General features: G+C 70.7%; 18 protein-coding genes and 2 pseudogenes. 16 read left to right on the top strand and 4 right to left on the bottom strand.

The genetic code is table 11. The annotated features are described in order from the left end of the window. Window positions 1-76 precede the first annotated feature (76 nt). Window positions 77-529 (top strand): DUF6491 family protein, encoded by a 453-nt coding sequence (locus LRX76_RS01860; protein WP_231801260.1) that lies wholly within the window; start codon window positions 77-79, stop codon window positions 527-529. A gap of 117 nt (window positions 530-646) precedes the next feature. Here the strand turns inward: LRX76_RS01860 and LRX76_RS01855 are convergent, their stop codons facing one another. The 4 genes from LRX76_RS01855 to LRX76_RS01840 all read right to left on the bottom strand — a co-directional run bounded on the left by LRX76_RS01855 (window position 647) and on the right by LRX76_RS01840 (window position 4,568). Next, window positions 647-919 carry an oxidative damage protection protein gene (locus tag LRX76_RS01855; RefSeq protein WP_231801257.1) on the bottom strand — a complete coding sequence of 91 codons (273 nt, stop codon included), beginning with the start codon at window positions 917-919 and terminating at the stop codon, window positions 647-649. Window positions 920-942: 23 nt separating this feature from the next. Then, window positions 943-2,004, bottom strand: coding sequence for an A/G-specific adenine glycosylase (mutY, locus tag LRX76_RS01850; protein ID WP_231801255.1), 1,062 nt, complete (start codon window positions 2,002-2,004; stop codon window positions 943-945). Between the two features lie 152 nt (window positions 2,005-2,156). Continuing rightward, the gene (gene ftsY / locus LRX76_RS01845) at window positions 2,157-3,482 is read right to left on the bottom strand and encodes a signal recognition particle-docking protein FtsY (protein WP_231801253.1); all 1,326 of its coding nucleotides are present in this window, start codon (window positions 3,480-3,482) and stop codon (window positions 2,157-2,159) included. Between the two features lie 381 nt (window positions 3,483-3,863). Beyond that, entirely contained in the window at window positions 3,864-4,568 is a 705-nt protein-coding gene (locus LRX76_RS01840) for an AraC family transcriptional regulator (RefSeq protein ID WP_231801249.1), read from the bottom strand. Between the two features lie 252 nt (window positions 4,569-4,820). On the opposite strand from LRX76_RS01840, the gene LRX76_RS01835 reads away from it, so the two are divergent. From LRX76_RS01835 to LRX76_RS01765, 15 genes and pseudogenes are all read left to right on the top strand, one after another. Next, window positions 4,821-5,759: a proline racemase family protein gene (locus tag LRX76_RS01835; RefSeq protein ID WP_231801246.1), complete on the top strand. Its 939-nt coding sequence runs from the start codon at window positions 4,821-4,823 to the stop codon at window positions 5,757-5,759. Continuing rightward, on the top strand, window positions 5,759-6,871 hold the full coding sequence (locus tag LRX76_RS01830; RefSeq protein WP_231801244.1) for an FAD-dependent oxidoreductase: 1,113 nt from the start codon (window positions 5,759-5,761) through the stop codon (window positions 6,869-6,871). The genes LRX76_RS01835 and LRX76_RS01830 overlap by 1 nt, the downstream gene beginning before the upstream one ends. Then, the gene (locus tag LRX76_RS01825; RefSeq protein WP_231801242.1) at window positions 6,868-7,113 is read left to right on the top strand and encodes a (2Fe-2S)-binding protein; all 246 of its coding nucleotides are present in this window, start codon (window positions 6,868-6,870) and stop codon (window positions 7,111-7,113) included. The genes LRX76_RS01830 and LRX76_RS01825 overlap by 4 nt, the downstream gene beginning before the upstream one ends. 3 nt (window positions 7,114-7,116) lie before the next feature. Continuing rightward, window positions 7,117-7,197, top strand: a pseudogene (locus LRX76_RS01820) (hypothetical protein); the annotation flags it as partial. Continuing rightward, window positions 7,177-8,466 (top strand): annotated as a pseudogene (locus tag LRX76_RS01815) (FAD-dependent oxidoreductase). The pseudogenes LRX76_RS01820 and LRX76_RS01815, both read left to right, overlap by 21 nt. Beyond that, entirely contained in the window at window positions 8,463-9,368 is a 906-nt protein-coding gene (locus LRX76_RS01810; protein ID WP_231801240.1) for a dihydrodipicolinate synthase family protein, read from the top strand. The pseudogene LRX76_RS01815 and the gene LRX76_RS01810 overlap by 4 nt, the downstream one beginning before the upstream one ends. 266 nt (window positions 9,369-9,634) lie before the next feature. After that, entirely contained in the window at window positions 9,635-11,233 is a 1,599-nt protein-coding gene (locus LRX76_RS01805) for an aldehyde dehydrogenase family protein (RefSeq protein ID WP_231801238.1), read from the top strand. Beyond that, complete coding sequence (locus LRX76_RS01800) at window positions 11,230-12,432, top strand: Xaa-Pro peptidase family protein (protein ID WP_231801228.1); 1,203 nt, start codon at window positions 11,230-11,232, stop codon at window positions 12,430-12,432. Before LRX76_RS01805 ends, LRX76_RS01800 begins: the two co-directional genes overlap by 4 nt. 163 nt (window positions 12,433-12,595) lie before the next feature. After that, complete coding sequence (locus tag LRX76_RS01795; protein WP_231801226.1) at window positions 12,596-14,440, top strand: DUF885 family protein; 1,845 nt, start codon at window positions 12,596-12,598, stop codon at window positions 14,438-14,440. After that, the gene (locus LRX76_RS01790; protein ID WP_231801224.1) at window positions 14,437-16,248 is read left to right on the top strand and encodes a DUF885 family protein; all 1,812 of its coding nucleotides are present in this window, start codon (window positions 14,437-14,439) and stop codon (window positions 16,246-16,248) included. The genes LRX76_RS01795 and LRX76_RS01790 overlap by 4 nt, the downstream gene beginning before the upstream one ends. Before the next feature lie 282 nt (window positions 16,249-16,530). Further along, window positions 16,531-18,102: an APC family permease gene (locus LRX76_RS01785; protein WP_231801222.1), complete on the top strand. Its 1,572-nt coding sequence runs from the start codon at window positions 16,531-16,533 to the stop codon at window positions 18,100-18,102. A gap of 143 nt (window positions 18,103-18,245) precedes the next feature. Next, window positions 18,246-20,693, top strand: a complete 2,448-nt coding sequence (locus LRX76_RS01780) for a S9 family peptidase (protein WP_231801220.1) — start codon at window positions 18,246-18,248, stop codon at window positions 20,691-20,693. Window positions 20,694-20,811: 118 nt separating this feature from the next. After that, the gene (locus LRX76_RS01775) at window positions 20,812-21,444 is read left to right on the top strand and encodes a LysE family translocator (RefSeq protein WP_231801218.1); all 633 of its coding nucleotides are present in this window, start codon (window positions 20,812-20,814) and stop codon (window positions 21,442-21,444) included. A 332-nt stretch (window positions 21,445-21,776) separates the two neighbouring features. After that, window positions 21,777-22,073, top strand: coding sequence for a hypothetical protein (locus LRX76_RS01770; protein ID WP_231801217.1), 297 nt, complete (start codon window positions 21,777-21,779; stop codon window positions 22,071-22,073). 358 nt (window positions 22,074-22,431) lie between these two features. Continuing rightward, on the top strand, window positions 22,432-22,632 hold the full coding sequence (locus LRX76_RS01765) for a helix-turn-helix domain-containing protein (protein ID WP_010378957.1): 201 nt from the start codon (window positions 22,432-22,434) through the stop codon (window positions 22,630-22,632). Window positions 22,633-22,634: the final 2 nt, after the last annotated feature.

Below are 22,634 nucleotides of genomic sequence, written 5' to 3'. Positions count from 1 at the left end.
GCCGGCGGCGCGTGTTCGGCGGCGGTTTCGCCAGCCGGTCGCATCATGCCGGCACGGCATTCACCAGGAGAAGACCATGAAGACCTGCTTGACGGCGATGGCAATGGCGGCGGCGCTGGTGGCCTGCGCCACCGGTACGGGGCTGTCGGATACGGATCGGCTGGCGCTGTATCGCGCGCATGCCGGCGAGCCGGTGAAGGACTTCCAGTACTTCAACAGCCTCAACGGCTGGACCGAGCTTGGAGACAGCGCGCTGGCGGTGTGGACCAAGCCCTCGGAAGCCTATCTGCTGGAGCTGTCCGGGTCCTGCCTGGACCTGAGCTATTCGCCGGCGATCTCCATCAGCAACCAGTTCGGCCGGGTGGCGGCGCGCTTCGACAGCGTGCGGGTGATCGGGGCCGGGCCGGGGCCGCACATTCCCTGCCGCATCCAGACCATCCGCCCGCTCGACGTGAAGGCCATCAGGGCCTCGGAGAAGGAACTGCGCGAAGCGCGCGTGCAGGAACGCGAGGCCGGCGCCACCGAGTGAGTGGCGTCTCCGGTTGCGGGAGTGCCTGGCACACCGGGAGCCTTGCGTTCCAGGCATTCGCCGTCCCAGCGACGGAACTTCGTACGACCGTGGTGCGCCTGCGCCGGGACGGCGCGTTCAGGCGTCCGGGGCGACGTAGCCGGCGGGCTTCTCGGCGTCGCCGGCGAACAGGAACTTCTGCAGCTCCGCCTCGAGGAAGGCGCGGTGCTTGGGATCGCGCGGCGACAGCCGGTTCTCGTTGATCAGCATGGTCTGGTGCGCCAGCCACGCCGCCCAGCCGGCCTTGCCGATGTGCGCGAACACGCGCTTGCCCAGTTCGCCGGGATAGGGGACGAAATCCAGGCCTTCGGTTTCGCGTTGCTGGTACTGGCAGAAGACGGTGCGGGACATGGCGGTTCCTGTGCGGGGCGCGGTCAGAGGTTGTCGAGCAGCTTGCGGATGGGCGCCGGCAGGCCGAGGGTGGGCAGCTGCGCGCGGGCGATCCAGCGCAGCGCGTCATTGTCGCGTACCGCATCGCGCAGGGCGACCTTGCGCAGCCGCATCGGCTGCAGGTGCAGGCGGTAGTGGCTGAAGGTGTGGACGATGAGCGGCATCGCCTCGGCGTCGTCGAAGTCGCGGCCCTCGGTCTCGCGTGCCAGCCAGTGGCGCAGCTCGGTCTCGGTGTCGGCCTGCGGCAGCGTCCACAGCGAGGCCCAGATGCCGGTCGGCGGCCGCCGCTGCAGCAGGATCTCGCCGGCGGCGTTCTCCAGCAGCAGGGCGATGGCCTCGCGCTCGGGCAGGACCTTGCCCGGCCTGGGCGTGGGCAGGGCGTCGGTGAGGCCGTCGCGCCGCGCCACGCAGGCGTCCTGCAGCGGGCACAGCACGCAGGCCGGATTGGCGCGGGTGCACAGGGTGGCGCCGAAGTCCATCTGCGCCTGGGTGTAGTCGGCCAGGCGCCCGCCCGGCGGCTCCTGTACGTGGGCCTCGGCCAGCGCCCACAACTGCTTCTCGATCGCCGGCAGGCCGGGGTAGCCGGCGATGCCGTGGTAGCGCGTCAGTACGCGCTTGACGTTGCCGTCGAGGATGGGCGCGCGATCGTTCCAGGCCTGGCTGAGGATGGCGCCGGCGGTGCTGCGGCCGATGCCGGGAAGCGCGTGCAGCGCGTCGAAGTCGTGCGGCAGGTCGCCGCCATGCCGCTCCACGCACAGCCGCGCCGCCGCATGCAGGTTGCGGGCACGGGCGTAGTAGCCCAGCCCGGCCCAGTGCGCCATCACCGCGTCGGTGGAGGCGGCGGCGAGGTCGGGCAGGGTGGGGAACGCCGCGACGAAGCGCTGGAAGTACGGGATGACCGTCGCCACCTGGGTCTGCTGCAGCATGATCTCCGACAGCCATACCCGGTACGGCGTGCGCGGATGCTGCCACGGCAGGTCGTGGCGACCGTGGCGGTCGAACCAGGCCAGCAGGCGGGCGGCGAAGGTGTCGGGAGGCTGGCTCATGCTGGCTTGGAGACGTAGGGGAGCGCCATCGAGCGCCGCTGTGCGCGGTAGGGCGCTGTAGGAGCGACTTCAGTCGCGATAGGGCTTTCCCGGTAAAGCCCCATCGCGACTGAAGTCGCTCCTACGGGGAGGCGAGGGCGAAGGCGTGTGGTTCAGGCGCCCAGAGCCTCCGGCAGCAGCGCATCGACGAAGGCTTCCGGGTCGAACACGCGCAGGTCCTCTGGTCGCTCGCCGATGCCGGCGTAGCGGATGGGGATGCCGAACTCGCGCGCCAGCGCGAACACCACGCCGCCCTTGGCGGTGCCGTCGAGCTTGGTCACCACCAGCCCGGTGACGCCGGCCACGGCATGGAACTGGCGCAGCTGCGACAGCGCGTTCTGCCCGGTGGTGCCGTCGATCACCATCAGCACCTCGTGCGGCGCGGCCGGGTCGATCTTGCCGAGCACGCGGCGGATCTTGCCGAGTTCGTTCATCAGCCCGGTCTGGGTGTGCAGGCGGCCGGCGGTGTCGGCGATCAGCACCTCGGTGCCGCGCGCCTTGGCGGCCTGCAGCGCGTCGAAGGCGACCGAGGCGGCATCGGCGTTCTGGCCCTGGGCGACCACCGCCACCCCGTTGCGCTGGCCCCACGCCTGCAACTGCGCCACCGCGGCAGCGCGGAAGGTGTCGCCGGCGGCCAGCATCAGGCTGTGGCCCTCGTCCTTGAAGCGCTTGGCCAGCTTGCCGATGGTGGTGGTCTTGCCGACGCCGTTGACGCCGACGGTGAGCACCACGAAGGGCTTGGCGGCGCGGTCGATGACCAGCGGCCGGGCTATCGGCTGCAGGATCGCGATCAGGTCGGCGCGCAGCGCGGTCAGCAGGGCGTTGGCATCGGTGAACTCGCGCGCCTTCATGCGCTTGCGCAGGTCCTCGACCAGCGCGGTGGTGGCCGGCACGCCGACATCGGCGGTGATCAGCGCGGTCTCGATCTCGTCGAGCAGGTCGTCGTCGAGCTTGGGGTTGCGCGAGAACAGGCCGCCGAAGCTGCGGGCGAAGCTGCTGTTGCGCAGGCGCTCGCGCCAGCCGGTCTTGCCGGCCGCGGCGGCGGGTGCGACTGAGGCGTCGTCGGCTTCCGGAACCGCGGCCGGCGCGGGATCGGCGATCGCGGCGATCGCCGGCGGCGGCTCGGGCGCTGGCGCGGGTGCCGGTTCGGGCAGCGATTGCAGCGCGGTCGGCGGCGGTGGCGGTGCGGTCTCGGCAGCGGCGTCCGGGAGCGCGGCGATGCCCTGGGCGACGCCGGCGGGCTCGGCGACCTGCGGCGCGAGCGGCTCGGCCGGCGCTTCGGGCGCCTGCTGCGGTGCCGGCGCGGGCGCTGGGGTAGAGGCGTCGGCCGGCGCCTGCGGGAAGGCCGCGGCCAGTTCTTCGACGCTGTAGCGCTGCTGGGGCTTGGCGACCTCGCCCGAGGTTTCGTGGGGCTTCTTGCGGCGGAAAATACTGAGCATGAAGGGCGATCTGCTGAGAGGGCGACATGCTAACACCGCACCCGCCCGAGCCTTGACGCGCCGACGACGGCGGATGCGCCGGAAGGCGAATCCCCACGACGTCCTGCTGCCTCCTTCATTGCATTTGGGAATTCAGGGATCCCCTTCTCCCGCTTGCGGGGGAAGGTGGCGCGCAGCGCCGGATGGGGGGCTTTTGCTGTTGCTTCCCGATGTTGCAGACAGCCCCCATCCGCCCTTCGGGCACCTTCCCCCGCAAGCGGGAGAAGGGAAATTGCGGGGATGCCGGCGATCATGCCGAATGCGGCATCGGCGGCTTCCGCTCCAGCCGAGCTTGCTCGGCTGGAGCGTTCCCGGTGAAGCCCCAGCCGAGCAGGCTCGGCTCTACTGGCCCTTGAGCGCGCGGTAGTCGCGCGGGGTCATGCCGACGGTGGCCTTGAACTGGCGTGCGAACGCGCTCTGGTCGGCGAAGCCGCAATGCTGGCCGATGCTGGCGATGCTGTCGTCGCCGTGCAGCAGGCGCATCGCCGATTCGATCCGCAGCTTGGTCAGCAGTTGCTGCGGGGTGACCTGGAACACGCGGCGGAAATGCCGCTCCAGCTGCGCCACCGACAGCCCGGCCAGGTCGGCCAGGGTCTGCACGCGCACGTTCTCGCCGAAGTTGGCCTGCATGTACTCCATCACCTGGCTCAGGCGCTCGTAGGCCGAGTGCTTGCTGTCCGGCTGGCCGAGGTCGCGCGAGATGCCGATCACGCCGGTCACCTCGTCGTCCTCGCACAGCGGGCGCTTGAAGGTCAGGCACCAGCCGGGCAGGCGGTTGGAATACAGGTGCACCTCCAGCTGGTTGTCGATGATCTCCCCGCACAGCACCCGGCGGTCCTGCATCAGGTAGCTGCCGCCCAGCGGCAGCGGGAACACGTCCAGCGGCGAGCATCCGATCACGTCGTTGCGATGCTTGCGGCCCAGCCGGCGCACCAGCGTCAGGTTGCAGTGGGTGTAGCGTCCCTCCCTGTCCTTGATGAAGAACACCACGTCCGGCAGGGCGTCGAACAGGGTCTGCATCTCTTGCGCGGGAAGGCTGGGGTTCATCGGCATCCGGACCTGGGCTGGCGGGGCGGGCGAGCGTTGCGGGAGGCACATTTCTGCTGCGCGGCAAGGGGCATTGCGCTACGTGGGAAGGGGCGGGGAGCGTGGGTGGCAGAAGCCGTCCGAGCTCCCGGGCTGCAGCGATCGTAGCGCAAAGCTGCGGCCGCCAAACACGCCCGGGTTTGTGCCGATTTCCGCATCGACCGCCGGCATTCGGCGCTATTCGCGCTTCTCACGCGGATGGGAGCATGGGCAATGCAGACGATTGCCGTGATCGATTCCCACACCGCAGGCGAACCGACCCGCGTGGTCGTATCCGGCTTTCCCGACCTCGGCGAGGGCGACCTGGCCCGCTGCCGCGAGCGCTTCCGTGCCGAATTCGACCACTGGCGCAGCGCCATTGCCTGCGAGCCGCGCGGCTCGGACACGATGGTCGGGGCGCTGCTGCTGCCGGCACGCGATCCGGCGGCCTGCACCGGGGTGATCTTCTTCAACAACGTCGGTTATCTCGGCATGTGCGGCCACGGCACCATCGGCGTGGTGCGCACGCTGGCCGAACTGGGCCGGATCGGCAGTGGGCGGCACCGGATCGAGACGCCGGTCGGCACGGTCGGGGTGGAACTGGCCGGCGACGGGCGCGTATCCGTCGACAACGTCGAGAGCTACCGCCATGCCCGCGACGTCGAAGTGCAGGTGCCGGGCCACGGCACGGTGCGCGGCGACGTGGCCTGGGGCGGCAACTGGTTCTACATCACCGAACAGGCGCCGTGCGCACTGGAGTTGGCCAACCAGCGCGAGCTGAGCGCCTACACCGAGGCGGTGCGGCTGGCGCTGGAGGCGGCCGGCATCGCCGGCGAGGGTGGCGGCGAGATCGACCACATCGAGGTCAACGGCCCCGCCCCGGACGGCAGCGGGCAGGCGCGCAACTTCGTGCTGTGCCCGGGGCTGGCCTACGACCGTTCGCCATGCGGTACCGGCACCAGCGCCAAGCTGGCCTGCCTGGCCGCCGACGGCAAGCTCGGCGAGGGCGAGACCTGGGTGCAGCAGGGCATCCTCGGCAGCGCCTTCGAGGCCAGCTACCGGCAGGGAAGCCGCGGCATCCTCCCGCGCATCACCGGAACCGCGCATGTCACCGCGCATTCGCAGCTGTCGATCGATCCGGCCGATCCGTTCGCCTGGGGCATCCGCGGCTGATGGCGAGCCACGACCTCATCGTCGTCGGTGCCGGCATCGTCGGTGCGGCCTGCGCCGAAGCGGCCGCGGGCGAGGGCCTGCGGGTGGCGCTGGTCGAGCCGGGGCCGATCGGCGGCGGTTCGACCGCGGCGGCGATGGGGCACCTGGTGGCGATGGACGACGATCCGGCCGAACTGGCGCTGTCGGCGTACTCGCTGCGGCTGTGGGAGCGCTACGCCGAACTGAAAGATGCAGAGTTCAGCCGCTGCGGCACGCTGTGGGTGGCGCGCGACGACCGCGAGCTGGCGGCGGTGCCGGCCAAGATCGCGCGGCTGGCCGCCGCCGGCGTGCATGCCGAGCCGGTCGATGCGCAGCGTCTCTACCAGTTGGAGCCGCAGCTGCGGCCCGGCCTGGCCGGTGGCATGCGGGTGCCGGGCGAGGCGGTGGTGTATCCGCCGCGGATGGCACGCCACCTGGTCGGCGTGGCCTGCAGCGCCGGGGCGACGCTGTACGCCGGCCGCCGCGTGGTCGGACTGCTTCCGCACGGCGCGCTGCTGGACGACGGCCAGCAGCTGTCCGGACCGGTGCTGGTGGCCAGCGGCGTGGCGCTGCCGGAACTGCTGCCGGAGCTGCCGCTGCGCCCGCGCAAGGGCCAGCTGGCGATCACCGACCGCTACCCGGGGCTGGTGCACCACCAGTTGCTGGAACTGGGCTATGCCGATTCGGCGCATGGCGACGCCGACAGCAGCGTCGCCTTCAACGTGCAGCCGCGGCCGACCGGGCAGATCCTGATCGGCTCCTCGCGGCAGTTCGGCGCCGCCGACCGCGGGCTGTCGCTGCCGCTGCTGCGGCAGATGCTGCAGCGCGCATTCGAGTTCCTGCCGGTGCTGCGCGAGCTGCAGGCGATCCGGGTATGGAGCGGGCTGCGTCCGGCCACGCCGGACGGGCGTCCCTACCTGGGCGCGGTGCCGGGGCGGCGCGACGTATGGGTGGCCGCCGGGCACGAGGGCCTGGGGGTGACCACCGCGCTGGGCAGTGCGCGGCTGCTGGTCGACGGCCTGCTCGGGCGGACCGCGGCGATCGATCCGGCGCCTTACGCGCCCGGCCGGGTGCCGGCGGGGGCGGCGGCGTGAGCGCCAGCGTGCGCCTGACCGTCGATGCGCGGCCGGTGGAAGTGCCGGCCGGAGCCAGCGTGGCCGCCGCGGTGGCGCGTGCCGGCGAGCGCTTCCGTCGCTCGCGCGGCGGGGAACCGCGTGCGCCGCTGTGCGGCATGGGCGTGTGCTTCGAGTGCCGTGTGCGCATCGACGGCGTGGCGCAGTTGCGCGCATGCATGACGCCGGTGCGCGAGGGCATGCAGGTGCATACCGATGAGTAGCGCATGACACGCTCGTCCGTGCGCGACTACGACGTGCTGGTGATCGGCGCCGGCCCCGCCGGACTGGCGGCGGCGCGCACCGCCGCCTCGCATGGCGCGCAGGTCGGCCTGGTCGATGCGCAGCCACGCGCAGGCGGGCAGGTGTGGCGGCACGACGTGATGCACGCCGCGCCGGTAGCCGCGCGGCGCGCGATCGGCGCGGTCGCGCAGGCGGGCGTCGACTGGCTGGCGCAGGTTCAGGTGGTGATGTCGGGGCAGTGCCCGTCGTCGTCGCAACCGGGCTGGCTGCTCGCCGACGGGCCGCAGGGAGCCTTGCGACTGCGCTACCGCAGGCTGGTGCTGGCCACCGGCGCGCGCGAACTGCTGCTGCCGTTCCCTGGCTGGACGCTGCCCGGGGTGACCGGCGCCGGCGCCGCGCAGGCGCTGGCCAAGCAGGGCTGGCCGCTGGCCGGCAAGCGGGTGCTGGTGGCCGGCAGCGGGCCGCTGCTGCTGGCGGCCGCGGCGACGCTGCGCCGTCACGGCGCGCAGGTACTGGGCATCCACGAGCAGGCTTCGATGCGCGCGCTGGCGGGCTTCGCGCTGCAACTGCCGCGCTGGCCGGGCAAGCTGGCGCAGGCATTGGCGCTGGGTCCCCAACTGGCTGGGATCGGCTACCGCAGCGGCAGCGTGGTGGTCGCCGCGCATGGCGACGGGTGCCTGCGCGAGGTCGAGATCGACGGCGCGCGCGGACGCGAGCGCATCGCCTGCGGCCAGCTCGCGGTCGGCTACGGGCTGGTGCCGAACACCGAGCTGGCGCAGCTGCTGGGCTGCCGCATCGAACACGCCGGCGCGCATCCGCAGGTGGCGGTGGATGCGCAGCTGCGCACCAGCGTCGAGGACGTCTTCGCCGCCGGCGAGGCCGTCGGCATCGGCGGGCGCGACTGCGCGCTGGTCGAGGGCGCGATCGCCGGGCACATGGCCGCCGGCGCGGTTGCCGCCGCCGATGCACTGCAGGGCCGGCGCCGGCATGCGCGCGCGTTCGCCGCGCTGCTGCGGCGCCAGTTCGCGCTCGACCCGCGCATCCACGCGCTGGCGCAGGCCGACACCCTGGTCTGCCGCTGCGAGGACGTGGCGCTGGGCGAGCTGCAGGGCTTCAGCGACGCGCGCGACGCCAAGCTGGCCACGCGCTGCGGCATGGGCGCCTGCCAGGGCCGCATCTGCGGCACCGCGCTGGCCGAGCTGGGCATCGGCCGCACCGACTCCTTGCCCGACGGCGGCCGCCGGCCGCCACTGTTCCCGGTGCGCCTCGCGGCGCTGGCCGGGCTCCCGACAGACGATTCCTTCAACGACGATCCGCAAGGTACTCACCCATGAGCAACGCTTCCTTCTGGAAGGGCGTCCTGCCCGCCATCACCACCCCGTTCAAGGCCGACGGCAGCGTCGACCACGCGTTCCTGGCCGCGCACGCCAGGCAACTGGTCGATGCCGGTTGTACCGCGATCGTGCCGCTCGGCTCGCTGGGCGAGGCCGCCACGCTGTCGTTCGACGAGAAGGTGGCGATCGTGCAGACCCTGGTGCAGGCGGTCGGCGAGTGCGTGCCGGTGGTGCCGGGCATCGCCGCGCTGTCCACCGCCGAGGCGGTGAAGCTGGCGCAGGCGGCCAAGGCGGCGGGCGCGGGCGGGCTGATGGTGCTGCCGGTGTACGTCTACACCTCCGACTGGCACGAGGCCAAGGCCTACGCCAGCGCGGTGCTCGGCGCCACCGACCTGCCGTGCATCCTCTACAACAATCCGGTGGCCTACCGCACCGACATCCTGCCGGCGCAGATCGCGCAGCTGGCGGGCGAGTTCCCCAACCTGCAGGCGGTGAAGGAGTCCTCCGGCGAGATCCGCCGCTTCGCCGCGATCAAGGAGCTGCTGGGCGAGCGCCTGGTACTGCTGGTCGGCATGGACGACGCCATCGTCGAAGGCCTGGGCATGGGCGCCGAAGGCTGGATCGCCGGCCTGGTCAACGCCTATCCGGCCGAGTCGGTGAAGCTGTTCGAGCTGGCCCGGGATGGCGGCTACAAGGCGGCGGCGGACCTCTACAACTGGTTCCTGCCGCTGCTGCGCCTGGATACGGTGCCGAAGTTCGTGCAGCTGATCAAGCTGGTGCAGGCCAGGGTCGGCCTCGGCAGCGAGACGGTGCGCGCGCCGCGGCTGCTGATCGAGGGCGCCGAGCGCGAGGCGGTGCTGGAGGTGATCGATCACGCCATCGCCAGCAAGCCGGAGCTGTGATCTCAAGCCCCTCTCCCCTTGGGAGAGGGGTTGGGGTGAGGGGCGCCGCAAGGAACCTGGAGCGGCAGAAACGATGAACGCGTCGCCACGCGCCAGCCAAGGTGAACCATCGCAAAAGCCATATCCGGATCGTTCATCATCCTGGCGCGTGGCGACGCGTTCGTCACTTTGGGTTTCCGCGGCTTTCCTGCGGCGCCCCTCATCCGCCCCTTCTGGGCACCTTCTCCCGAAGGGAGAAGGAAATCCTGCGTATCGAGGCACCTGTGATGAACGACGCAATCCAACCCATCCTGCTCGCCGGCCGCTGGCAGCCAAGCCTGGAACCGGCCGGAACCTTCCGTGCCGCCGACCCGACCACCGGCGAGGCGATCGGCCCGGCGTTCCCGGTCAGCGGTGCCGCCGACATCGAGGCCGCCGTCGCCGCGGCCAGTGTCGTGGCCGCCGAACTGGCGGCCACACCGCCCGCGCGCATCGCCGCCTTCCTCGATGCCTATGCCGATGCGCTCGACGCCGATGCCGATACCCTGGTGGCGCTGGCCCACGCCGAGACCGCGCTGCCGTCGCCGACGCGGCTGCGCGGCAACGAGCTGCCGCGCACCAGCGGCCAGTTACGCCAGGCCGCGCAGGCGGTGCGCACCTACGCCTGGACCCAGCCGGTCATCGATACCGCCGCCGGCCTGCGCGCGCACCTGGCGCCGCTGGCCAAGCCGGTGCTGGTGTTCGGCCCCAACAATTTCCCGTTCGCGTTCAACGCGGTCGCCGGCAGCGACTTCGCCTCGGCGATCGCCGCGCGCAACCCGGTGATCGCCAAGGCGCATCCGCTGCATCCGGCCACCAGCCAGCGCCTGGCACAGCTGGCGCACCAGGCGCTGCTGGATGCCGGCCTGCCGCCGGCGGCGGTGCAGTTGCTGTACCAGTTCGACAACGCGCTGGGCCTGGAGCTGGCCGGCGATGCGCGCCTGGGCGCGATCGGCTTCACCGGCAGCCGTGCCGGCGGGCTGGCGCTGAAGGCCGCCGCCGATGCCGCCGGCATCCCGTTCTACGCCGAGCTGTCCAGCGTCAATCCGGTGTTCCTGCTGCCCGGCGCGCTGGCCGAGCGCGGCGCGGCGCTGGCGCAGGAATTCTTCGCCTCGTGCACGCTGGGCAGCGGCCAGTTCTGCACCAATCCCGGCGTGGTGGTGGTGCCGCGCGGAAGCGATGGCGACGCCTTCGCCGGCGCCGCCACCGAGCACTTCGCCGCGGCCGCGCCGATGGTGCTGTTCTCGCGCGGCGGGGTGGACCACCTGCGGCGGGCGGTGGCGACGCTGCGCCAGGCAGGCGCCGAACTGCTGGCCGGCGGCGATGCCGGCGAAGGCGCCGGCTTCCGCTACGCGCCGACCCTGCTGAGCGTCGATGCGGCGGATTTCCTGGCACGGCCGCGGGCGCTGCAGACCGAGGCGTTCGGTCCGGTGGCGCTGCTGCTGCGGGTTGCCGACACCGACGAGATGGCCGCGGTCGCGCGCGCGTTCGAGGGCAACCTGACCGGCACCCTGTACCGCGCCGCCGACGGTTCCGACGATGCCGCGTGGCAGGCGGTCGCGCCGCTGCTGCGCGCCCGCGTCGGCCGCCTGATCAACTCCAAGATGCCGACCGGCGTGGCGGTCAGCGCCGCGCAGAACCACGGCGGGCCGTTCCCGAGCACCGGCCATCCAGGCTTCACCGCGGTCGGCATGCCGGCCGCGATCCATCGCTTCGCCGCGCTGCACAGCTACGATGCGGTGCCCGACGCGTTGCTGCCGCCGGAACTGCGCGACGCCAACCCGGGCGGGGTGCAGCGCCTGATCGACGGGCAGTGGACCAGCGCCGACGTGCAGGTGCAGGCATGAGCGAACAGATCGGCCACCTGAGCCTCGCCGAAGCGCAGGCGCAACTGCAGCCGTGGACGCAACTCGCCCCGGCGATTTCCTCCGCCGAGTACCAGCAGCGCATCGAGCACGCCCGCGCGCTGCTGCGCACGCTCGGCGCCGACGCACTGCTGGTCAACGCCGGCACCTCGCTGCGCTACTTCGCCAGGGTGCCGTGGGGCGCGAGCGAGCGGCTGGTCGCGCTGCTGGTCACCGCACAGGGCGATCCGCTGATCTTCTGCCCGGTGTTCGAGGAGGGCTCGCTCGACGCGGTGCTGGCGATCCCCGCGGCCAAGCGCCTGTGGGAGGAACACGAGGATCCCTGTGCGATGGTCGCCGCGGCGATGGCCGAGCGCGGCGCGCGCACGCTGGCGCTGGACCCGGGCGCGGCATTCGCGGTCCACACCGGTCTGAGCAGGCACCTGGACGCGCAGGCCATCGTCGATGCCGCGCCGGTGATCGACGGCTGCCGCATGTGCAAGTCGCCGGCCGAGCTGGCGCTGATGCAGCAGGCCTGCGACATGACCCTGCTGGTGCAGCGGCTAGCCGCCGGCATCGCCCGCGAAGGCCTGGGCACCGACGAGCTGGTGCGCTTCATCGACAGCGCGCACCGCGCGCTCGGCGCCGACGACGGCTCGACCTTCTGCATCGTGCAGTACGGCCACGCCACCGCGTTCCCGCACGGCATTCCCGGCGTGCAGCACCTGCGCGAAGGCGAACTGGCGCTGATCGACACCGGCTGCACCGTGCAGGGCTACCACTCCGACATCACCCGCACGTGGGTCTACGGCAAGGCCAGCGACGAGCACAAGCGGATCTGGGAGCTGGAGCAGGCCGCGCAGGCTGCGGCGTTCGCCGCGGTGCGCCCGGGCGTGGCCTGCGAGGACGTGGACCGTGCCGCGCGGCGGGTGCTGGAGGCGGCCGGGCTCGGTCCGGACTACCGCCTGCCGGGGCTGCCGCACCGCACCGGCCACGGCTGTGGCCTGGCGATCCACGAGGCGCCGTACATGGTGCGTGGCGACACCCGGCCGCTGCGACCGGGCATGTGCGCCAGCGACGAGCCGATGATCGTGGTGCCCGGCAGGTTCGGCGTGCGCCTGGAAGACCATTTCCACGTCACCGAGGACGGCGCGCAGTGGTTCACGCCGCCGTCGCCGGCGATCGACCGGCCGTTCGCGTGATGGCGTGGGGCTGCCCTCATCCGCCCCTTCGGGGCACCTTCTCCCGCAAGCGGGAGAAGGGAGCGGCATGCCTTTTCCTTCTCCCACTTGTGGGAGAAGGTGGCGCGCAGCGCCGGATGAGGGCAGCCCCACCGACAAACCAGAAAATCCCCGGAGCGAGCGCATGCCGTTGACCCGATCTTTCGCCCTATCGCTGCTGTCCGCCGTGCTGCTGTCGGCCTGCGCGCCATCGCAGCCGCCGACCGCCGCCGCGCCCGCCGCGACGCAGTCGGCCTCGCCCGAGCCGGCCGCGCAGGCCTTCGACGCGCTGCTCGAACGGCAATGGCAGCACCAGCTCGAACACAACCCGGAAATGGCCAGCATCATCGGCGACCGGCGCTACAACGACCGCTGGAGCGACTACTCGCTGGCGGCGGTGGAGGCCGAGCGGGCGGCTGCCGAGGGATTCCTGAAACAGTTCGAGGCGGTGGACGCCAAGGCGCTGGACGAACAGCGCCAGCTCAGCCTGCAGATGATGCTGCGGCAGCTGCGCGACCAGTTGCAAGGCATCGCGCTGAAGACCTACGCGATGCCGATGGAGCCGGTCGGCGGCATCCAGCTGTCGCTGGCCGGCATGGGCGATACGTTCCCGTTCAAGAACGCCAAGGACTTCCAGGACTACATCGCGCGCCTGCAGGCCATTCCCGCGCTGCTGGACCAAGTGGTCGAAGTCTCGCGGCAAGGGGCGAAGGACGGGCTGACCCAGCCGCGCTACCTGCTGGAGAAGCTGCCGGCGCAGATCGGCAAGATCGCCGAGCCGGCCGGCGCCGACAGCCCGTTCGCCTCGCCGCTGCACAAGCTCGACGCGGCAGTGCCCGATCCGGCGCAGCGCGACGCGCTGCGCCGGCAGGTGATCGCCGCGATCGACCAGCAGGTGCGCCCGGCCTACGCCAAGCTGGCTGCCTTCGTGCGCGACGAGTACGCCGCCAAGGGCCGCGAGCACGAGGGCGTGTGGTCGCTGCCCGACGGCGAGAAGCGCTACGCGTTCGCGATCCACACCCAGACCACCAGCGACAGGACGGCCGAGCAGATCCACCAGATCGGCCTGCAGGAAGTCGCGCGGATCGAGGCCGAGATGACCGCGATCGCCAAGGCCCAGGGCTATCCCGACCTGGCCAGCTTCCGCAAGGCGGTGGACGCCGACCGCAGCCACTTCGCCAGCTCCAGCGAGCAGATCCTCGATCTTTACCGCGGCTACATCGCCGGCATGCAGCCGGAACTGCCGAAGCTGTTCGGCCACCTGCCGGAGACGCCGCTGGTGGTGCAGGGCATGCCGGCGTTCCGGCGCGAGGCGCCGGGTGCGGAGTACTGGCAGAGCAACCCGGAGGGCAGCAGGCCGGCGATCGTGATGGTCAACGCCAACGACGCCAGCGAGCGCACCCTGATCAACATCGAGACCACCGCCTACCACGAGGGCGTGCCGGGCCATCACCTGCAGATCTCGCTCGCCCAGACCCTGCCGCTGCCGCCGTTCCGCCAGCAGGCCGGCTACAACGCCTTCATCGAGGGCTGGGCGCTGTACGCCGAGCGCCTGGGCAAGGAGGTCGGCTTCTTCAAGGACCCGTACAGCGACTACGGCCGCCTGTGCGGCGAACTGCTGCGCGCCAACCGGCTGGTGCTCGACACCGGCGTGCACTACAAGCGCTGGACGCGGCAGCAGATGGTGGATTTCTTCCACGCCCATCCATCCGACGACGAGCCCAGCATCCAGGCCGAGACCGACCGCTACATCCTCTGGCCGGGGCAGGCGCTGGGCTACAAGATCGGCCAACTGGAGATCCTGGCGCTGCGCGCGAAGGCCGAGCAGGAGCTGGGCGACCGCTTCGACATCCGCGCCTTCCACGACGCGATCCTCGGCGGCGGCGCGATGCCGCTGGACCTGCTCGACCAACGCATCGATGCCTGGATCGCCCAGGTCAAGGCCGGCGCGGCGCCGGCTCCGCAACCCGAGGAGAAAGCAAAAGCATGAACCGACTGCGCGTTCTGCCTGCCGCCCTGATCGCCATTGCCGTTGCGGGAGGGACGCTGGTCCCGACCGGTGTACGCGCAGACCCCATCGGGGCTGAAGCCCCTCCTGCAAAGGACACGCCGCCCGCGCGCTTCAAGGCGCTGTACGAGCGCGAGTGGGCCTGGCGCCAGGAGCAGGAAGCCGGCGCCGACGACGAGGACGGCCCGGGCGCGGCCGCCGACCACCTGCCGAAGGTGGACCCGGACACGCAGGACGCGCGCACGGCGTACTGGCAGCAGGTGATGGCCGAGCTGGACGCCATCGACCGCGGTGCCCTGGACGCGCCGACCCGCATCGACTTCGACGTCTACCGCAACCAGATCGCCACGCTGCTCGACCAGCAGAGGTACCGCGCCTGGGAGATGCCGTTCAACAGCGACACCGCGTTCTGGAGCGACCTCGGCTTCACCGCGCGAGGGACCTTCCGCAGCGTCGAGGACTACCGCCGCTACCTGGCGCAGCTGGCCGACATCCCGCGCTACTTCGACCAGCAGGTCGCCAACATGCGCGCCGGCCTGGCGCGCGGCTTCAGCCAGCCGCGGGTGACGCTGGCCGGGCGCGACCAGTCGATCGCCGACGTCGCCGGGGCCGGCGGCGAGGACAACCTGTTCTACACCCCGTTCAAGGACATGCCGGCCTCGATCCCCGCGGCCGAGCAGGCGCAGCTGCGGCAGCAGGCGCTGGCGGCGATCGAGCGCAGCGTGATCCCGGCCTACGCAGGGCTGCTGGCATTCATGCGCGAGGAGTACCTGCCCAAGGCCCGCACCACGCTGGCGGCCGAGGCGCTGCCGGACGGCAAGGCCTACTACCGCGCGCAGATCCGCGAGTTCGTCACCGAGGACATGGACCCCGAGCAGATCCACCGGATCGGCCTGCGCGAGGTCGCGCGGCTGCGCGGGGAAATGCAGCAGGTGATGGCCGAGGTCGGCTTCAAGGGCAGTTTTTCAGACTTCCTGGCGTTCCTGCGCACCGATCCGCAGTTCTACGCCAGGACCCCGCAGCAGCTGCTCGAACACGCCGCCTGGATCGCCAAGGTGATGGACGGCAACCTGGGCCGGTACTTCGGCCGGGTGCCGCGCCAGCGCTTCACCATCAAGCCGGTGCCCGACGACCTGGCGCCGTTCTACACCGGCGGCCGCGGCGGCCTGGATACCTACTGGCTCAACACCTGGAACCTGCCGTCGCGGCCGCTGTACGTGCTGCCGGCGCTGACCCTGCACGAGTCCTCGCCGGGCCACTCGCTGCAGATGTCGCTGGCGGCCGAGACCGCCGAGCTGCCGGAGTTCCGCCGCTACGGCTACCTGTCGGCCTACGGCGAGGGCTGGGCGCTGTACTGCGAGTACCTGGGCCAGGAGATGGGCATGTACACCACGCCCTACGAGCGCTTCGGCTACCTGACCTACCAGGTGTGGCGCGCGGCACGGCTGGTGATCGACACCGGCGTCCACCACGAGGGCTGGAGCCGCGAGCAGGCGCTGGCCTACCTGCGCGACAACGCCGCGCTGAGCGAGCACGAGATCACCACCGAGGTCGACCGCTACATCGCCTGGCCGGGCCAGGCGCTGAGCTACTACCTGGGCGAGCTGAAGATCATCGAGCTGCGGCGCAAGGCCGAGCAGGCGCTGGGCGCGAAGTTCGACATCCGCAATTTCCACGACGCGGTGCTGTCGCTGGGCTCGGTGCCGCTGCCGGTGCTGGAGGCGCGCATCGACCAGTTCATCGCCGAAGGCGGCAAGTCGCCGTGGGGCGAGGCCGCGACCGGCCGCTGAGAATCCGCCGCATGGCAGGCTGTTTTTGTAGGAGAAACTCCGGGCGGCCAGGATTTCGCCCTTCCCCCGCGTGCGGGGGAAGGTGCCCGAAGGGCGGATGGGGGAATGCCGCGAGCGTGTAAAGCACCCTCATCTGGCGCTGCGCGCCACCTTCCCCCGAAAAGGGGGCCGTGAGTCCCGCACGCGGGAGAAGGGCTCGCTTGAATGGCAATACACCCTAGGCCACCCGGAGTCGCACCCGCTGCGGCTCGTACTGTCGAACGTTACCTGCTGGGGAAATCCATGACTGCACAAGGCAAGTTCCACAAGCGTCTGAGCCTGACCGACCTGACCTTCATCGGGCTCGGCTCGATCTTCGGCTCCGGCTGGCTGTTCGCCGCCAGCCACGTCGCGGCCATGGCCGGTCCGGCCGGCATCGTGTCGTGGTTGGTCGGCGGCATCGCGGTGTTCCTGCTCGGCCTGGTCTACTGCGAGCTGGGCGCGGCGCTGCCGCGCGCGGGCGGGGTGGTGCGCTACCCGGAGTACTCACACGGCCCGCTGCTCGGCTCGCTGATGGGCCTCATCACCCTGATCGCGTTCTCCAGCCTGATCGCCATCGAGGCCGAGGCCAGCCGCCAGTACGCCTCGGCCTGGTTCCCGGGCCTGAACCAGCCCGGCGGCAGCCATCCCAGCGTGTGGGGCTGGCTGTTCCAGTTCGCGTTGCTGCTGCTGTTCTTCGGCCTGAACTACTTCAGCGTCAAGACCTTCGCCAAGGCCAACAACGTCATCAGTGTGTTCAAGTTCCTGGTGCCGCTGCTGGTGATCGTGCTGCTGCTGACGCACTTCAAGAGCGAGAACCTGCACGTGCAGGGCTTCGCGCCGTTCGGCGCGGCCGGGGTGGAGGCGGCGATCTCGGCCGGCGGCATCATCTTCGCCTACCTCGGCCTGACCCCGATCGTGTCGGTCGCCAGCGAGGTCCGGCAGCCGCAGCGCACCATCCCGATCGCGCTGATCCTGTCGGTGACGCTGTCCACGGTGATCTACGTGCTGCTGCAGCTAGCGTTCCTGGGCGGCATCCCCACCGAGCAGCTGGGCAACGGCTGGACCGGCATCGACAAGCAGTACTCGCTGCCGTACCGCGACATCGCGATGGCGCTGGGCATGGGCTGGCTGGCGGTGCTGGTGGTCTGCGATGCGGTGGTCTCGCCCAGCGGCACCGGCAACATCTACATGAACGCCACCCCGCGCGTTGTCTATGGCTGGGCCCGCAGCGGCGGTTTCCTGCCGGTGCTGACCCGGGTGGACGCCAAGTCCGGCATCCCGCGCCCGGCGCTGTGGCTGAGCCTGGCGCTGTCGGTGTTCTGGACGCTGCCGTTCCCGTCGTGGGAGACGCTGATCAGCGTGGTGTCCGCGGCGCTGGTGCTCAGCTACGCGGTGGCGCCGGTGAGCGTGGCGGCACTGCGCCGCAGTGCGCCGGGCCTGCCGCGGCCGTTCCGGGTGAGCGCGTTCGGCGTGCTCGGGCCGCTTTCGTTCGTGGTCGCCGCGCTGATCGTCTACTGGTCCACCTGGCAGACGCTGTCGTGGCTGCTGGGATTGCAGGTGCTGCTGTTCGCCGGCTACGTGCTGCTGCGGCTGCCGTCGCGCGCGGCGCGGCCACGGCTATTGCGGCAGGTGCGCGGCTCGCTGTGGCTGATCGGCTTCTACGTGCTGGTGATGGGCGTATCGTACCTGGGCACCTTCGGCGGCATCGGCGCGATCGCGCATCCCTGGGATACGCTGGCGATGGCCGTGATCGCCTTCGGCGTCTACTACTGGGGCGCATGCAGCGGGCTGCGCAGCGAGGAACTGGCGCTGGAAGAGGACGATGGAGAGTAGAGCGGAGCTTGCTCCGCTGGGGCTCTACCGGCGCGGGAAGAAGATGATGGAGTAGAGCGGAGCTCGCTCCGCTGGGGGCTCTACCGGCAATGGCCCAGCGGAGCGAGCTCCGCTCTACGGAGACTGCCGCGATCGGAGGGCATATGAGGAAAATCGTCGCATCGCTGCTGCTGGCCTGGCTGGGCACCGCTCACGCCGCGCCGGCACCCGCCGACTACGCGCGCTCGCTCGGCCTGCGCGAGGCCTGGAGCGGGCTGACCCGCGACGTCGCCTTCCCGGCACAGTGGCGCGACGACGGGCGCTTCCACTACCGCAAGACGGTGGAGGGCGGCTTCGCCTTCGTGCTCGGCGGCCCGGCCGGCGGCGCGCCGCAGCCGGCGTTCGACGCGGTGCGGCTGGCGCAGGCGCTGTCGAAGGCCAGCGGCCACGACTACGCGCCTCTGCGGTTGCCGTTCGAGCAGTTCGACTACGCCGCCAGCGGCAACGACCCGCATGGCGCGATCCGCTTCGACATCGACGACACGGCTTGGCGCTGCACCTGGGTGTCGCGCCAACGCCCGAATGCCGCCCCCGCACTTGCCCTCGACTCGCGTCGCAGCGTTGCGGACCTTGCCAGGACGGCCAGTCCTGGCGGCGGTCCGCGCCTTGCGCCGCGAGCCGATGGCGGTGCGCAAGATCGACATTCGAGCGTTGACGCGACACCAGCCGACTACACCTGCGCGCCGGAACCCCGGCAGCGTCGTCCGCGCGGCTTCGGCGTGGTGCGCGACCTGCGCGTGCCCGCCGACAACCGTCCGCGGCCCTCCCCGGATGGGCAGTGGGAGGCCTATGCCGATGGCTTCGATGTGGCATTGCGCCACGTCGCCGACGGCCGCGTCCTGCGCCTGTCCAGCGATGGGCGTGCAGGGGACTTCTACGATCCCGAGACCATCGCCTGGGCACCGGATTCGCGCCATTTCGCGCTGTACCGGGTCAAGCCGGGCTATCCGCGGCTGGTGACGCGGGTCGAGTCCTCGCCCCCGGACCAGCTGCAGCCGAAGCTGCGCACCCAGCTCTATCCCAAGCCCGGCGATGCGGTGGACATCGAGCGGCCGGTGCTGTTCGGCGTGGATGGTGCGCGCCGCGAGATCGACGACGCGCTCATCGCCAATCCCTACGAGCTGTCGCCGATCCAGTGGCGCGCCGACGGCGCCAGCTTCAGCTTCCAGTACGTGCAGCGCGGCTTCCAGCGCGTGCGCGTGGTCGCGGTGGACGCGGCCAGCGGCAGGGCGCACGCGGCGGTCGATGAGGCGGCGAAGACCTTCGTCCATGCCGACCGTACCTTTGCCCACGAGGTCGATGGACTCGGCAAGGAGATCGTGTGGATCTCCGAGCGCGACGGCTGGCGCCACCTGTACCTGTTCGACGGCGCCAGCGGCCGGGTGAAGAAGCAGATCACCCAGGGCGACTGGATCGTGCGCGACGTGCTGCGGGTGGACGACGCCCGGCGCCGCATCTGGTTCAGCGCCAGCGGCATGGACGCGGGCAAGGACCCGTACTACCGGCAGCTGTTCGTGGTGGACTTCGACGGCGGCAACCTCGTCCGCCTGACCCATGAGGATGCCGACCACGACGTGGCGATCTCGCCGGATGGCCAGTGGTACATCGACGTGTACTCGCGCCCGGACCTGGCGCCGGCGGCCGAGCTGCGCCGCATCGACGGCAGCCTGGCGCGCACGCTGGAGCGCGGCGACATCTCGCGCCTGCTCGCCGCCGGCTGGAAGCCGCCACAAAGCTTCGTCGCCAAGGGCCGCGACGGCCGCACCGACATCTGGGGCATGGTGGTGCGCCCGCGCGACTACGACCCGGCCAGGAAGTACCCGGTGATCGAGAACATCTACGCCGGCCCGCACGATGCCTTCGTGCCCAAGGCCTTCTGGCCGTTCGGCTACCACTCCGGCGGCGACAAGCAGATCGGCATGCAGGCCCAGGCCGACCTGGGCTTCATCGTCGTGCAGATCGACGGCATGGGCACCGCCAACCGCTCCAAGGCGTTCCACGACGTGGCCTGGAAGAACCTGGGCGATTCCGGCTTCCCCGACCGCATCGCCTGGCATCGCGCGCTGGCCGCGCAGGACCCGTCCTACGACATCACACGCGTCGGCATCTACGGCGCCTCGGCCGGCGGCCAGAGCACGCTCGGCGCACTGGAGCGGCATCCGGACTTCTACAAGGTCGGCGTGGCCTACGCCGGCTGCTACGACAACCGCATGGACAAGATCAGCTGGAACGAGCAGTGGATGGGCTGGCCGGTGGACGCCAGCTACGCGCGCGCCTCCGGCGTGGACAACGCCGCCAAGCTGCGCGGCGACCTGCTGCTGATCGTCGGCGAGCAGGACAGCAACGTCGACCCGGCCTCCACCGCGCAGGTGGTGGACGCGCTGATCCGCGCCGGCAAGGACTTCGACCTGCTCAGCGTGCCCGGCGGCGAACACAGCGTCGGCCGCTCCAGCGGCCCGATCGACTACGTGCAGCGGCGCCAGTACGACTTCTTCGTGCGGCACCTGCTGGGGGCGGCGACGCCGCATTGGAATTCGGCCGGAGTGCCGTAGGTCGGCCCAAGCGGCCGACGCGCGCACCGGAGCCGGAGCCGTCGAGCGTCTGCTGGCGCAAGATCCGGGCATGGATTAGTGTCTCCGGCGGGGGAGGCCACGCAACAGGAAAACGACAATGCCCGAACTATCGAACTGGCTGGCCTTCGCTGCCATCGCCCTCGGCATGGTGCTGACGCCCGGCCCGAACATGGTCTATCTGATCTCGCGCACGCTGTGCCAGGGACGGATGGCCGGGTTCATCTCGCTGGCCGGCGTCGCGGCGGGCTTCGTGTTCTACATGGTCTGCGCGGCGCTCGGCATCACCGCGCTGGTCATGGCCGTGCCCTATGCCTACGACGCGCTGCGCATCGGCGGCGCGGCCTACCTGCTGTACCTGGCCTGGCAGGCGCTCAGGCCGGGCGGACGCTCGCCGTTCCAGGTGCGCGAGCTTCCCAAGGACAGCCCGCGCCGGCTGTTCGCGATGGGCCTGGCCACCAACCTGCTCAATCCCAAGATCGCGGTGATGTACCTGTCGCTGCTGCCGCAGTTCATCGATCCGCGGGCGGGCAACGTGCTGGCGCAATCGATCGTGCTCGGTACCACCCAGATCGCCATCAGCGTGGCGGTCAATGCGCTGATCACCTTCCTCGCGGGCGGCATCGCCGCGTTCCTGGCCGCGCGTCCGTTGTGGACGCTGCTGCAGCGCTGGCTGATGGGCACGGTGCTGGCGGCGCTGGCAGTACGCATGATGGCCGACGCGCGTCGCTGATTCACAGCTTCCGGTGCTGGCCCGATTCCTCACATGCGCCGGTGGCGGCCGACAGGACGCCATCGCCACCCGTGCACGAAGCCGGCGGCTCATCGCGAAGGTCGGCGACGATGGATCGAAGGACATTACTGCGGCAGGGGCCTGCCGCCTTGCGTCCGCAGGCGTCGGCTTAGCTGCGCGCATTGAATTTTCCCGCGACCCGGCCGATAAACGTCGTGCACAGTTGTTGCGGCTGACTGTAGGCAGCTACTGACCCGCCCAGCTGGCGCGTATACCGTAGAGCGCAGCTTGCTGCGCTGAAGCCATCCCTCCGTCACTGCAGGAGCCGTCCCATGAGCATTGCAAGCATCGCGGCCTCCGGCATGAACGCCGCCGCCCTGCGCCAGCAGGTGGCTGCCGGCAACATAGCGCGGCTGGGCGTCACCGATTCCGTCCGCCAGGGCGTCACAACCAGCACATTGGCCGGAGGCGGCGTCTCGGCCAGCGTGACGGTGGAGCCGGTCGATGCATCGGCCCCGGTGAGCGATCTGGTCGATAGCCTGGCTGCCAGTAGCGACTTCAAGGCCAACGCCAAGGCGTTGGCGCGTGCGGATGAGATGGTGGGTAGTTTGTTGGATGTGGTGGCTTGAGGGTGGCTGTGGGTAGTTGAGGCGAGGCTATCCATTTGCGACACAAAGCGACGGTCGTCTTGATCCCCTCCATCTCATATTTCAGAACAGCGCCAGGGTCGTGTATGCGCCGGCTCTCGTATGTTCCAGCTAGCAATTGGCCTGCCAGTCCTTGTGACGCCATTGGCTGAGGTGACTGCTCTGGGCCGGCTCTCAACGGCTTGCACAGCCACAGCACTGTTATCCCCTTGAGAGGACAGTAGACGGCCCGCCTCGCCTGCGCTGGCGAGATTCGTGGCGTTCCTTCGGGCGTGCAAGACGGTAAACTTGGCCAAACTTTGGAAGATTTCGCCGTGCGAAGCCAAGCGAGCCGCCTGACATGAATCAACCTGATAGCGAAATCCTCACGCTGGATGAAGTGGCGGTCTACCTCAAGGCTGGGAAGAAGACGGTTTACCGGCTGGCCCAGCAGGGGGAGATACCGGGATTCAAGCTGGGCGGCACTTGGCGGTTTCGTCGCAGCGAGTTGGATCGCTGGATTGCCGCGCAGATAGCCGAGAAAACGCAGGACAAGACATGAGC

Source organism: Stenotrophomonas sp. MMGLT7 (assembly GCF_021168555.1).
GTDB lineage: Bacteria > Pseudomonadota > Gammaproteobacteria > Xanthomonadales > Xanthomonadaceae > MMGLT7.
This window is presented reverse-complemented; position numbering and strand designations above follow the sequence as displayed.